Source organism: Stenotrophomonas sp. BIO128-Bstrain (assembly GCF_030128875.1).
Classification (GTDB): Bacteria; Pseudomonadota; Gammaproteobacteria; order Xanthomonadales; family Xanthomonadaceae; genus Stenotrophomonas; species Stenotrophomonas bentonitica_A.
Genome location: NZ_CP124620.1, coordinates 1,818,003 through 1,831,605, shown reverse-complemented (window position 1 = coordinate 1,831,605; position 13,603 = coordinate 1,818,003). Strand labels below are relative to the sequence as shown.

Below are 13,603 nucleotides of genomic sequence, written 5' to 3'. Positions count from 1 at the left end.
TTGCAGCCGCTTTTTCGTGAAGCGCAGGCGTGACTTCGGCGACCCCTCGGTAGCCAAAGTGAGATTTCCGTGACCCAAGCCGCAATCCTCGTCCTCGAAGACGGCACCGTATTCGAGGGCGAATCCGTAGGCGCGCCCGGCCTGTCCGTTGGTGAGGTGGTGTTCAACACCGCCATGACCGGCTATCAGGAAGTGTTGACCGATCCTTCCTACGCCCGGCAGATGGTCACGCTGACCTACCCGCATATCGGCAATACCGGCATGACCGACCAGGACGACGAAGCGGCCAAGGTGTGGTCGGCCGGCCTGATCGTGCGCGATGTGCCGCGCCGCCCGAGCAACTGGCGCAGCCAGGTGTCGCTGCAGGATTGGCTGGTCCAGCGCGGCGTGGTCGCCATTTCCGGGATCGATACCCGCAAGCTGACGCGCATCCTGCGCGAGCGCGGCGCCCAGAACGGTGCGCTGATGGCCGGCGAAGGCCTGAGCGTGGAAACGGCGCTGGAAGCGGCCCGCACGTTCCCCGGCCTGAAGGGCATGGATCTGGCCAAAGTGGTCAGCACCGACAAGCGCTACACCTGGACCGAGGGCCAGCTGGATCTGGACAGCAACGCCTTCGTCAACGCCGCACCTCGCTTCAAGGTGGTGGCCTATGACTTCGGCGCCAAGCTCAACATCCTGCGCATGCTGGCCGAACGCGGCTGCGAGCTGACCGTGGTGCCGGCGCAGACCCCGGCCGCCGAAGTGCTGGCGATGAACCCGGACGGCGTGTTCCTTTCCAATGGCCCGGGCGACCCGGAACCGTGCGATTACGCGATCGCCGCCATCAAGACCTTCCTCGAGAAGAAGGTGCCGACCTTCGGCATCTGCCTGGGTCACCAGCTGCTGGCGCTGGCCTCCGGTGCGAAGACGGTCAAGATGGGCCACGGCCATCACGGCGCCAACCACCCGGTCCAGGACCTGGACGGTGGCCGCGTGATGATCACCTCGCAGAACCATGGCTTCGCGGTGGATGAAGCCTCGCTGCCGGCCACCCTGCGCGTGACCCACCGCTCGCTGTTCGACGGCACCAACCAGGGCATCGCCCGCACCGACGTGCCGGCGTTCTCGTTCCAGGGCCATCCGGAAGCCTCGCCGGGCCCGCATGACGTCGGTCCGCTGTTCGACCGCTTCGTGACCCTGATGGCCGAGGCCAAGGCGTGATGCGCAGCCCCGTGCTGCTGCTGTCGCTGTTGTGCTTCACCGGTGTGGCCCAGGCCGCACCGGCCACGGATGCGGAGGTGCGGGCGGTGGTCCAGTCCCTGGGCCTGGGCACGCTGGGCACGGACATGGCCAAGCTGATGGTCGACAACGTGCCCGCGCTCAATGCGCTGCCCGAGACCGATCGCCAGTGCGCGCATGCGCCGATCAAGAGCCTCCTCGACGCACAGTTCCGTCGTTCGGTGATCTCCGGCCTCGGCAACGACGGCGACGAGGTGATCGCGGAGTGGTCGCGCTTCCTGGGCACCCCCGGGGGCAAGAGCCTCTCCTCGGCCTTCGCCGCTGCGAATCCATCGACGATCGCCGAAAAGTCCAACGTGGATCTGAGTGAAGCCGAGCGCGCCGAAGTGGCTGCGTTCCTGGCCAGCCCGGCCTACACCCGCTTCATCGCCACGCTCGACATCGAATCGGAGCTGCCCGACGACATCGGCGTGCAGCTGGCCAAAGGACTGCAGGACCAGTGCCGGATCGCGCTGAACCCCGACGATATTTCCTGATCGACAGCGTGCGATCACCCCCATCTGCCTCGCTGTCCAGACTTAGAGAAGACAATGCCCAAGCGCACTGACCTTAAAACCATCCTCATCATCGGTGCTGGCCCGATCGTCATCGGCCAGGCCTGTGAGTTCGACTACTCTGGCGCGCAGGCCTGCAAGGCACTGCGCGACGAGGGTTACCGCGTGGTGCTGGTCAACAGCAATCCGGCCACGATCATGACCGACCCGGAGATGGCCGACGCCGTCTACATCGAGCCGATCAACTGGCAGACGGTCGAGAAGATCATCGCCAAGGAAAAGCCCGACGCGCTGCTGCCGACCATGGGTGGCCAGACCGCGCTGAACTGCGCGCTGGACCTGGCCGACAACGGCGTGCTGGAGAAGTACAACGTCGAGCTGATCGGAGCCAAGCGCGACGCCATCCGCATGGCCGAAGACCGCGAGCTGTTCCGCGTGGCGATGGGTGAGATCGGCCTGGAGTGCCCGTCCGCCGCAGTGGCGCACACGCTGGAAGAAGCGATCGAGATCCAGACCCGCGTCGGCTACCCGACCATCATCCGCCCCAGCTTCACCCTGGGCGGCAGCGGTGGCGGCATCGCCTACAACCGCGAAGAGCTGGTCGATATCGTGACCCGCGGCCTGGAGCTGTCGCCGACCACCGAAGTGCTGGTGGAAGAGTCGGTGCTGGGCTGGAAGGAATTCGAGATGGAGGTCGTGCGCGACACCGCCGACAACTGCATCATCGTCTGCTCGATCGAGAACCTGGACCCGATGGGCGTGCACACCGGTGACTCGATCACCGTGGCCCCGGCCCAGACCCTGACCGACAAGGAATACCAGCGCCTGCGCGATGCCTCCATCGCCGTGCTGCGCAAGATCGGCGTGGACACCGGCGGCTCGAACGTGCAGTTCGGCATCAGCCCGACCACCGGCCGCGTGGTGGTGATCGAAATGAACCCGCGCGTGTCGCGCTCCTCGGCGCTGGCCTCCAAGGCCACCGGCTTCCCGATCGCCAAGGTCGCGGCCAAGCTGGCCGTGGGTTACACCCTGGACGAATTGAAGAACGAGATCACCGGTGGCCTGACCCCGGCCTCGTTCGAGCCGTCGATCGACTACGTCGTCACCAAGATCCCGCGCTTCGCCTTCGAGAAGTTCCCGGCCGCCGACGCACGCCTGACCACCCAGATGAAGTCGGTGGGCGAGGTGATGGCGATGGGCCGCACCTTCCAGGAGTCGCTGCAGAAGGCCCTGCGTGGCCTGGAAACCGGCAAGATCGGGCTGGACCCGACCGGCCTGGACCTGGCCAACGAGGACGACATCACCACCCTCAAGCGCGAGCTCAAGGCCCCGGGCCCGGAGCGCCTGTTCTTCGTGGGTGATGCGTTCCGCGCCGGCTTCAGCGTGGAAGAGGTCTTCGCGCTGTCGCACATCGACCCGTGGTTCCTGGACCAGATCGAAGAGATCATCCAGGCCGAGGCCGAGGTGGCCGCCGACGGCATCGATGCACTGGACGCCGCACGCCTGCGCAAGCTCAAGCGCGCCGGTTTCTCCGACGCCCGCCTGGCCGAACTGACCGGCACCAACGAAGCGGCCGTGCGCGCGCTGCGTCGTGCCCACAAGGTGCGCCCGGTGTACAAGCGCGTGGATTCCTGCGCCGCCGAGTTCGCCACCAGCACCGCCTACCTGTATTCGACCTACGAGGACGAGTGCGAAGCGGCCCCGAGCAACCGCGACAAGATCATGATCCTGGGCGGCGGTCCGAACCGCATCGGCCAGGGCATCGAGTTCGATTACTGCTGCGTGCACGCCGCGCTGGCGCTGCGCGATGATGGCTTTGAAACCATCATGGTCAACTGCAACCCGGAAACCGTCTCCACCGATTACGACACCTCCGACCGCCTGTACTTCGAGCCGCTGACGCTGGAAGACGTGCTGGAGATCGTCGAGCTGGAACAGCCCAAGGGCGTGATCGTGCAGTACGGCGGCCAGACCCCGCTGAAGCTGGCGCGCGCGCTGGAAGCCAACGGCGTGCCGGTGATCGGCACCTCGCCGGACTCCATCGATCTGGCCGAAGACCGCGAGCGTTTCCAGCAGCTGGTGGAGAAGCTCGGCCTGAAGCAGCCGCCGAACCGCATCGCCCGCAACGACCAGGAAGCCCTGCTGCTGGCGCGCGAGATCGGCTACCCGCTGGTGGTGCGCCCGAGCTACGTGCTGGGCGGCCGCGCGATGGAAATCGTCTACGGTGAATCCGACCTGGCCCGCTACGTCCGCGACGCGGTGAAGGTCTCCAACGATTCGCCGGTGCTGCTGGACCGCTTCCTGGACAACGCCGTGGAAGTGGACGTGGACATCATTGCCGACAAGGACGGCAACGTGCTGATCGGCGGCGTGATGGAGCACATCGAAGAAGCCGGCGTGCATTCGGGCGATTCGTCCTGCTCGCTGCCGCCGTACTCGCTGTCCGCTGAAACCCAGGCCGAGCTGCGTCGCCAGGTGGTGGAGCTGGCCAAGGCCCTGAACGTGGTCGGCCTGATGAACACCCAGTTCGCGATCCAGGCCGGCGAGAACGGCGAAGACATCGTGTACCTGCTGGAAGTGAACCCGCGTGCCTCGCGCACCGTGCCGTTCGTCTCCAAGGCCACCGGCATGCCGCTGGCCAAGATCGCCGCGCGCTGCATGGCCGGCAAGACGCTGGCCGAGCAGGGCGCCACCAAGGAAATCGTGCCGGGCTACTACTCGGTCAAGGAAGCGATCTTCCCGTTCGCCAAGTTCCAGGGCGTCGACCCGATCCTCGGGCCGGAGATGCGCTCCACCGGTGAGGTGATGGGCGTGGGCCGCAGCTTCAGCGCCGCCTTCGCGCGTGCGCAGGAAGCCGGTGGCATCAAGGCCCCGCCGCTGGGCAAGGCCTTCGTCTCGGTCCGTGATCCGGACAAGAAGCGCGTCCTGCCGGTGGCCCAGGCCCTGCTCGAGCGTGGCTACACCCTGGTCGCCACCCGTGGCACCGCCGCGTGGCTGCAGCAGCACGGCATGGACTGCGAGATCGTCAACAAGGTGGTCGAAGGCCGTCCGCACATCGTCGATTCGATCAAGAACGGCGAGATCGTCTACATCGTCAACACGACCGAAGGTCGCGCGGCGATCAACGACTCGTTCTCGATCCGTCGCGAGGCGCTGCAGCACCGCGTCACCTATTCGACCACCATTGCCGGCGCCAAGGCGCTGGTGCAATCACTGGAATTCCGCGGGACCGGCCCGGTCTGGTCGCTGCAGGAACTGCACAAGGAGTTGAACGCATGAGAGCACCGATCACCCTGAAGGGCGCGCAGCGTCTGCGCGAAGAGCTTGACCACCTGAAGTCGGTCAAGCGCCCGAAGGTCATCGCGGCGATCGCCGAGGCCCGTGAGCACGGCGATCTCAAGGAGAACGCCGAGTACCACGCCGCGCGCGAAGAGCAGGGCTTCATCGAAGGCCGCATCAAGCAGCTGGAAGGCGAGCTTTCGCATGCCGAGATCATCGACATCACCAAGCTCAACGCCGGCAGCAAGGTGGTGTTCGGCGCCACGGTCGAGTTGTCGGACGTAGAGAGTGATGAAGAAAAGCGCTACCAGATCGTTGGCGACCTGGAAGCGGACATCAAGCTGGGCCTGATCGCGATCTCCTCGCCGCTGGCCCGTGCCTTGATCGGCAAGCTGGAAGGCGATGCGGTCACCATCGACGCGCCGGCCGGCCAGCGCGAGTACGAAATCGTCAGCGTCCAGTACCTGGACTGACGGCGATGGCCACGGCGACGTTGTTGCTGCCGGCGCGCAGCCGGTTTCCGGCGGCGCCGCTGCCCGATGACGTCGCCAAGGCGCTGGGGCGTGCCGAACGCCGCAGTGCCGATGCGGGCGAGCGCGCCCAGCTGCGTCGGCATTTCCAGACGCAGCCGGACGCGTGGTCGGCCGCAGCCCTGACTCGCCAGCTCGATGTTGGCGATGCCGATGGCGCGGTCTGGCTGCGGGCCGATCCGGCCAACGTGGTGCCGGACATGCACGGCGCCCGCCTGATGGGGCACGGGGATACCCTGCGCCCCGAACTGGCCGATGCCATGCACCTGCTGCCGGCGTTGCAGCCGTTGTTTGCCGGGTTCGGTTTCGTGCTCGATGCCCCGGTGCCGTCGCGCTGGTACCTGCGTCTTCCGCCGGGCACGACCCTGCCAGCCTTTGCCGAGCCGGATGAAGTGCTCGGCGATGATCTGTTCGCCCATCTGCCCGAAGGCGATGCCGGCCGCCGCTGGCGCGCCCTGCTGACCGAAGCGCAGGTGGTGCTGCACCAGCATGCGTGGAACCAGCAGCGCGTGAGCGAGGGCAAGCGCGCGATCAATTCGTTGTGGTTCTGGGGCGGCGGTGAGCTGCCCGAACGTGTGACCACCGCGCATGCCCAGGTCCGCAGCCGCGATGCGCTGCTGCAGGCACTGGCCAAGGCCGCGGGCCTGCAGGCCGACGGGGAGCAGACCGTGGATGCCCTGGTGGACCTGCGCCAGCTGCGTTCGCTGGAACAGCTGGGCAACGATGCGATCCGCCCGTTGCTGGCGGCGATCGCACGCGGGGAGTTGAAGCGGCTGGTGCTGGATTTCGAGGACGGCACCCGCGTGGAGATCGACAAGGCCCAGCGCTGGCGGTTCTGGAAGAAGCCGGTGCAGCTGCACGAGCTCTGAGTGCGCCGAACGGCAGCCGGCCAGCGGTCGGCTCTACCGGTAGCAGGGCGGTATCATGGGCGCGCACGTCATTGATCGAGCCTGTTTTGACCCAGTCTGAAGCACCCCGTATCCAGCGCCGTCCTGCCGCCGCCGTCAGCGAGTGGCCCTCGTCCATGTTGCCGTTGCTGCAGCGCCTGTATGCCGCCCGCGGCGTCACGGATGCCGCACAGGCCCAGCCGAAACTGGCCCAGTTGCATGCGCCTGACCTGCTCGGCAGCATGCAGGCCGCGGTAACACTGCTGGCCGATGCGATCGCCAACAACGAACGCATCCTGATCGTCGGTGATTTCGACTGCGACGGCGCCACGGCCTGTGCGGTTGGCGTGCGCGGCCTGCGCATGCTCGGCGCGCGCGATGTGGTGCACGCCGTGCCCAACCGCATGCTGCACGGCTATGGGCTGTCGCCGTCACTGGTGGCCGAACTGGCCCCACTCAACCCCGGGCTGCTGGTCACGGTCGACCATGGCATCGCCTGCCACGCCGGCGTCAACGCGGCCAAGGCGCTGGGCTGGAAAGTACTGGTGACCGATCACCACCTGCCTGGCGAGCACCTGCCGCCGGCCGATGCGATCGTGGACCCCAACATCAGCGGCGATGCCTTCCCGAGCAAGGCACTGGCCGGCGTCGGGGTGATCTTCTATGTATTGATGGCACTGCGCCGCCACCTGCGCGGGCAGGGCGCCTACGCCACGGCCCCGGAGCCGGACCTGCTGACCCTGCTCGACCTGGTCGCGGTCGGTACCGTCGCCGATCTGGTCGCGCTGGATGACAACAACCGCGCCCTGGTCTCGGCTGGCCTGCGCCGGCTGCGCAGCGGCAAGGGCTGCGTCGGGCTGCAGGCGCTGATCGAAGCCAGCGGGCGCGATGCCTCGCGGCTGACCGGCAGCGACATCGGTTTCGCGCTGGGCCCACGTTTGAATGCGGCCGGCCGGCTGGAAGACATGGCGCTGGGCATCGAACTGCTGCTCACCGAAGACCGCGCCCACGCGCGTGAGATCGCCACAACGCTGGAATCGATCAATACGGAGCGCCGTGCGGTTCAGCAGCTGATGACCGACGACGCCGAACTGGCCGTGTCCCGTGCGGTGCTCAGTGCCGAGGGCGTGCGCCCGGTTGCGGCCTGCCTGTTCGATGCCGAGTGGCATCCGGGGGTGGTGGGGCTGGTGGCGTCTAAGATGAAAGATCGCCTGCATCGGCCGGTGATTGCGTTTGCGCCTTCAGAGCCAGGTGGCGATTCGCTGCGTGGCTCGGCGCGCTCGATCCCTGGCTTCCATATCCGTGACGCGCTGGCCTTGGTCAACGCCGCGCACCCGGGCCTGATCGACAAGTTCGGTGGGCATGCGATGGCCGCCGGGCTGAGCCTGCCGCACGCGCAGCTGGCCGCCTTCGAGCAGGCCTTCGTGGACGTGGTGGAGCGCACGCTGGACCCGCTCTCGCTGCAGCAGCTGCTGCTGACCGATGGCGAGCTGCTGCCGCAGGAACTGGACTTCGCCCATGCCGAGGCACTGCGCCTGGCCGGGCCGTGGGGGCAGGGTTTCCCGGAGCCGTTGTTCGATGGTCACTTCCAGGTAGCCCGCTGGCAGGTGCTCAAAGAGAAACACCTCAAGCTGAGCCTGCGCGTGCCCGGCCGTGCCGAGCCGATCAGCGCCATCCACTTCAGCGGCTGGACCGGCAATGCACCGGCCAACCAGGTGCATATCGCCTACCGGCTGGTCAGCGATGATTACCGGGGCGGTGGGGCGATCCAGTTGATTGTGGAGCACTGCGCGGATGAGTGAGGCGCATGCCCGTTCTCTGACTTCAGGGGGGAGCGCCGAACGTCCGTGCCGATTGCGTTAACTTCTGGCGCAGCGGGGCAGTACTTGCTGTGCTGGACCAATTAGGATCTGAACCAACGAAAGCGGAATCGAGTGCGTTCAAAGTGGATCACCAGTTAATGGACATGATCGCCCTGGATATCATGACGGGGGACGGGGATCTTTATGGCTTGCCTGCCACCGATTCTGAGATCGAGACCGCGGAACAGACACTTGGTGTCAAGTTCAATGCTGACTACATCCAGTTCATCAAGGCGTTTGGGGGTGCATTTGGCGGTATCGAGATCCACGCTTTCAACAATGGCTCTCTTATCGGCAATGAAACAGTCACTGAGCTGACCGAGCGGTTTCGAGACAACTATCTGGAAAGTGCCGGAGAACAGTGGCGCGACGCCTACGTCATATCGGATGACGGGACCGGCAACCCGGTTTTGATGACGGCCGAAGGGGTCCTTCATCTGTATCTCCACGAGACTGGAGAAACCGAGTTGTTGTATGACTCGTTGGAGCAGCTGCTAAGCCAGACCTTCCCTTTCAGGATGCCGCGTCCGCCAAGGTGATTCCCTGGCACGGGCTGACCACTGCCCGATGACAGGGCAGCGGGCAGACGAGGCACTTACTTCAGCACACGGGTCACCAGTGTCGGCATCTGCCATGGTCCGCCAAGGGTGACAAGGCGGCACAGGCCGATAGTCAACGCCGATGTGGGGACAAAATCCTTGCCATCCCACGCCCAGCTCTTGGCCGATAAACAGTCGCCAGCAACATTCCTCTGTGATGCAAAAATGTGGCTTGCCCCAATACTTTCGTCGGCTGATATGGTGACCAGAGCAGCCTGATAGGGCGCGCGGTGGTTGACCATCCAATAGCCGAACCCTGCGTTTTGCCCCCTTATCCAGCATTGGGCGGAAACCGGCAGTTTGCTGCCGCTTAATCTGCGTACGGTCAGAGGGTGGTCGCGTTCGTCGAGGAACAGGTCGGGGCATCGTTCCTGCAGCTCCACCTGCTCGGTGGCACGCAGAGCCGAGCGACGGGAAGGGGATCGTTCCAATGCTCTATCCGCCGCGCGGGTCGGCGGTGGTGTCACTACTTTGACGATGGGCATGGAGAGTCCGGCGGGAACCCTCTCCTCGCTGCGCCCGCCACTGTGGAGCTTGGCGGTGATGCACACAGGCAACCGATCACCGCACTCTTTCCCAAACCGCGTTCGAGGGCTTACTCCATCACCTGCGTCACCAGCGTCGGCATCTCCCAGGCGCCACCGGCGGCAACCAGGCGGCACAACCCGGTGCTGGAATCGGCCGTCTTCACGAACTGCGAGCCCGTCCAGCCCCACGTGGTGGTGGACCAGCAGTCGCCGAGGCCACGGCCCTTCTGCGCCTCCTGGATGGTGCGCACCTCATCCCCCACGGCTGCCGTGGTGACCAGCCGCGGCTGGTACGGCGCGCGGTCGTTGATCACCCAGTAGCCGTCGCCGGTGTTGTAGGCCCCGCGCCAGCAACTCAGCGACACCAGCAGCTTGTCGGCACTGAGCCGCTGTACGGTCAGCGCTTCGGGTTCGCCGTCCGGTGACAGGCTGCCGCCGGCGCCCAACGCTTCGCAGTCGTCGGCCGACGTCACCGCCGCCAGCGCGGCGCGCAGCGCGGGCGACGCGGCGAGCGCCTTGTCCGCCGGGCGGGTTGGCACCGGCTTGCCCAGTTGCACCACCGGCACCGGCAGTGCAGGCGGCACCGAGGACTCGGCCTGCTTGCCCTTGCGCATCAGCGCGCCGGGTGTGCCGAGGCGGCCCTGGAACGCATCCATCTTCAACAGCACGGCCGAGGCGCCCTGATCGGAAACCGTCCAGCGCGCGCCATCGTCGCCCATCAGCTCGATGCGGCTGTTGCGTGCCAGCGAAGCGAGCAGGGCAGCGAGTTGCTTCGCGGAAAAGGTGGCGGTGCCCTCGGCGGCATCGAACTGCATCGGGCCCAGCGAGGTGCCATTGATACTCAGGCTGAGCCGCTTGGTGGCCGTGTTGTCGTCGTACTGGCCGAGCATCAGTTCCGCGTGGACCGGTTGATCCGGCCCGCCCGCGCGGGTGAGCAGGATCGAGACCGGGTCGCCGCCATTGTCATCGGCCTGATAACCGGCGGCGCGGCAGGTGCGGGTGTTGTCGCAGGCCAGCGTCCAGTCGTGGTGGGTGAACGTCACGCCCTCGATGGCGGCGGCATAACCGGGCAGGGCGAGCCCCATCAACAGCGGGGCGGTCAACAACAGGCGCATGCGGCATCCTTGGTCCATCAATCCGTGGAGAGCGATCTTGGCCCAGCGCGGATGAGGCGTCCATGACCGGAACAGGCGATTGCCACCGCTCAACCCCATTGCGGATCGCGGTGCGTTCAATGGAGGGACATCGGATCAGGAGCCTCACATGGGACTCGCACTGCGCAGTATCGGTCTGCTCGCGCTGCTGTGCTGGCAGCTGCCCAGCGCCCACGCACAGCCACGGCGTTTTCCCTCGCCGCGCCCACCCATCCTGGAGGTCGCCGGTGCCGAGGTGCCGGTGCGGTTGACCGAGGCCCACATCGACAGTCGCGTCGTGGCAGGGCTCGGCGAAACCACGATCGAATTGACCTTCCACAATCCCAATGCGCGCGTGCTGGAGGGGCAGCTGGAATTTCCGTTGGCCTACGGCCAGCAGGTGGCCGGTTTCGCACTGGATATCAATGGCGAGCTTCGCGATGCGGTGCCGGTACCCAAGTCGCAGGGACGCCAGGTCTTCGAGGCGATCGAACGCCGCCAGGTCGATCCGGGTCTGCTGGAACAGACCGCCGGCAACCAGTTCCGGCTGCGCCTGTATCCCATCCCGGCGCGTGGCGAGCGGCGTGTGCGGCTGGTGCTGCGTGACAGCCTGCCGCTCGTGCCGCAGGGTCTGCACTGGTCACTGCCGGTGTCCTTCGCACGCCAGGCCGAGCAACTGACGCTGCGGTTGGAGACCAGCGGGACCGGCAAGCCGGTCGGCGTGGGCGTCAATCCTCTCGGGTTTACGTTGAAGGCCGGTGCCTACGCGGCGCAGTGGCAGGGGCGGGGCGCCGATCTGCCTGCCCAACTGCAGTGGAGCCTTCCGCTTGCGCGCAGCACTGACCTGGTCACCGGGCTGCATGACGGGCAGCGCTATCTGCTGGCCAGCGTGCCGGTCCGCACCCCGACCGCCGCGCGTGTCCTGCCTGCGCGCATCGGTCTGCTCTGGGATGCCTCCGGTTCGGCCGGTACGCGCAACCGTGCGGCTGAGCTGGCCGTGCTGGACCGCTATTTCCAAGTGTTCGGCTCGGGTCAGGTCCAGCTGACGGTGCTGCGTGACCGCAGCGAAGCGCCGCGTGAGTTCCCGATCACCCGGGGCGACTGGTCGGCGCTGCGCGAGTATCTGTTGGCGCTGCCCCACGATGGCGCCAGTGCGCTGGGCGACTGGACGCCGAACCGCACCATCGGCGAGTACCTGCTGGTCAGCGATGGCCTGGCCAACTATGGCCGCCAGGCGTTGCCCACCCTGTCGCCCGATCAGCGCCTGTATGCATTGAGCAGCGCCGGTGCGAAGACCGACGCGCCGCGCCTTCGTGCGTGGACCAGCGCCCATCATGGTCAGCTGCTGCAGCTGGGCAGCGAGGCGGAGGTGGAGACGGTAATGCCGCTGCTGCTGCGGCAGCCCGCCGAAGTGACCGATGTGCTGGCACGTGGCGTGGAGGACGTGAACGTGGATGCCTCGCGGGCTGCGCAGGGCTGGATTCGCGTCACCGGCCGCCTGCTGCGTCCCGATGCGACGGTGCTGCTGTCCCTGCGTGGTGGCGACAGCGATCCGCAGCCGGTCACGCTCAACGTCGCGAACGCGCGTGCGGTGGACGGCGGCCTGGTCGCTCACGCGTGGGCGAATGACCGGTTGGCAGCACTGGCGGCGGACCCCGCCGGGGCGCCGGAGGCCAAGGCGCTGGCCCGGCAGTTCGGGATCGTGACGGCCGATACATCGCTGCTGGTCCTGGAGACGCTGGAGGACTATCTGCGCTATGGCATCCGCCCGCCGGCTCCGCTGCGCGCGGCCTACGACCAGCGCCATGCGTTGACGGTGGCCGACGTGGCAACCGAGCGGAAGCGCCGCCTGGATGGCATCGCCCGCCAGTTCGCCGAGCGCGAGCAGTGGTGGAATACCCGCTGGCCCAAGGATGCGCCACCGCAGCCCAAGCAGGAATCCCGATCCGTCGCCGCGCCGGTGGCCATGGCGATGGCCGCGCCACCGCCGGCACCTGCAGCGCCGATGGCGCTGGACCGTGTCGAGCTGACCGCCTCGGCGGCGGCCGATGAGGCGGAGGCCACCCCCGAGCGTCGCCCCAAATCGGCCCCCAGGGCCAACAATGGCCAGATCACACTGACGCTGGCGCCGTGGGCACCGGATTCGGCCTATGCACGCCGCCTGCGCGATGCAACGCCCGCGCAGCTGTATCCACTGTATCTGCAGGAGCGCGAACAGCACGCCGGCAGCAGCGCGTTCTATCTGGACGTAGCCGATCTGCTGCTGGCCAGCGGACAGCGGGAGCTGGCCCTGCGCGTGCTCTCCAATCTCGCCGAGATGGAACTGGAAAACCGCCACGTGCTGCGCGTGCTCGGCTATCGCCTGATGCAGGCCAAGGCGCCGGCGCTGGCCGTGCCGGTGTTCCGCCAGGTGCTGGCGATGGGCGAGGAGGAGCCGCAGAGTTTCCGTGACCTCGGCCTGGCGCTGGAAGCGGCCGGGCAGTACCAGGCGGCGGTGGCATCGCTGTATGAAGTGGTGGTACGCCCGTGGGATGGCCGCTTCGACGGCATCTCGCTGATCGCGCTGGATGAATTGACCCGACTGATCGCGCGCGAGCGTGTGGATGCCTCGGCCATCGATCCACGCCTGCGCCGTGCGATGCCGCTGGACCTGCGCGTGGTGCTGAGCTGGGACAGTGACAACAGCGACATGGACCTGTGGGTCACCGATCCAAATGGCGAGCGCGCCTACTACGGCAACCGGCTGACCTACCAGGGCGGGCAGATGTCGCAGGACTTCACCGGCGGCTATGGCCCGGAGCAGTTCTCGTTGCGCGATGCCAAGCCGGGCATCTACAGGATCGAAGCGAACTACTTCGGCAGCCGCGAGCAGCTGGTCACCGGTGCCACCACCTTGATGCTGCGCCTGAGCACCCGATGGGGCAGCCGCGACCAGCGCGACCAGCAGGTCACGCTGCGGTTGAAGGACCGCGCGGAGACGGTGCTGGTCGGGGAGTTCGAGGTGAAGTAGCCGC

10 protein-coding genes are annotated in these 13,603 nt (G+C 66.9%); 8 read left to right on the top strand and 2 right to left on the bottom strand.

Going from position 1 to position 13,603, the window contains the following annotated elements:
• The first annotated feature begins 69 nt into the window (after positions 1-69).
• The 7 genes from carA (at position 70) to POS15_RS08055 (ending at position 8,869) form a co-directional block, all read left to right on the top strand.
• Positions 70-1,200: a glutamine-hydrolyzing carbamoyl-phosphate synthase small subunit gene (carA, locus tag POS15_RS08085; protein WP_284129413.1), complete on the top strand. Its 1,131-nt coding sequence runs from the start codon at positions 70-72 to the stop codon at positions 1,198-1,200.
• Positions 1,197-1,754, top strand: a complete 558-nt coding sequence (locus POS15_RS08080; protein ID WP_139146366.1) for a hypothetical protein — start codon at positions 1,197-1,199, stop codon at positions 1,752-1,754. Before carA ends, POS15_RS08080 begins: the two co-directional genes overlap by 4 nt.
• Positions 1,755-1,808: 54 nt before the next feature.
• Positions 1,809-5,051 carry a carbamoyl-phosphate synthase large subunit gene (gene carB / locus POS15_RS08075; protein WP_019182957.1) on the top strand — a complete coding sequence of 1,081 codons (3,243 nt, stop codon included), beginning with the start codon at positions 1,809-1,811 and terminating at the stop codon, positions 5,049-5,051.
• Between the two features lie 8 nt (positions 5,052-5,059).
• Positions 5,060-5,524, top strand: coding sequence for a transcription elongation factor GreA (gene greA, locus POS15_RS08070; protein ID WP_026069738.1), 465 nt, complete (start codon positions 5,060-5,062; stop codon positions 5,522-5,524).
• A gap of 5 nt (positions 5,525-5,529) precedes the next feature.
• Complete coding sequence (locus POS15_RS08065; protein WP_046273446.1) at positions 5,530-6,450, top strand: phosphoglycerate mutase; 921 nt, start codon at positions 5,530-5,532, stop codon at positions 6,448-6,450.
• Positions 6,451-6,605: 155 nt separating this feature from the next.
• Positions 6,606-8,270 (top strand): single-stranded-DNA-specific exonuclease RecJ, encoded by a 1,665-nt coding sequence (recJ, locus tag POS15_RS08060; RefSeq protein WP_284129628.1) that lies wholly within the window; start codon positions 6,606-6,608, stop codon positions 8,268-8,270.
• 158 nt (positions 8,271-8,428) lie between these two features.
• Positions 8,429-8,869, top strand: a complete 441-nt coding sequence (locus POS15_RS08055) for an SMI1/KNR4 family protein (protein WP_284129412.1) — start codon at positions 8,429-8,431, stop codon at positions 8,867-8,869.
• 56 nt (positions 8,870-8,925) lie between these two features.
• Here POS15_RS08055 and POS15_RS08050 read toward each other — a convergent pair whose 3' ends face one another.
• Complete coding sequence (locus POS15_RS08050) at positions 8,926-9,480, bottom strand: DUF1176 domain-containing protein (protein ID WP_160298455.1); 555 nt, start codon at positions 9,478-9,480, stop codon at positions 8,926-8,928.
• Between the two features lie 44 nt (positions 9,481-9,524).
• Positions 9,525-10,571, bottom strand: coding sequence for a DUF1176 domain-containing protein (locus POS15_RS08045; protein WP_284129410.1), 1,047 nt, complete (start codon positions 10,569-10,571; stop codon positions 9,525-9,527).
• A gap of 148 nt (positions 10,572-10,719) precedes the next feature.
• Between POS15_RS08045 and POS15_RS08040 the strand changes: the two genes are divergently transcribed.
• On the top strand, positions 10,720-13,599 hold the full coding sequence (locus tag POS15_RS08040; protein WP_284129408.1) for a VIT domain-containing protein: 2,880 nt from the start codon (positions 10,720-10,722) through the stop codon (positions 13,597-13,599).
• Positions 13,600-13,603: the final 4 nt, after the last annotated feature.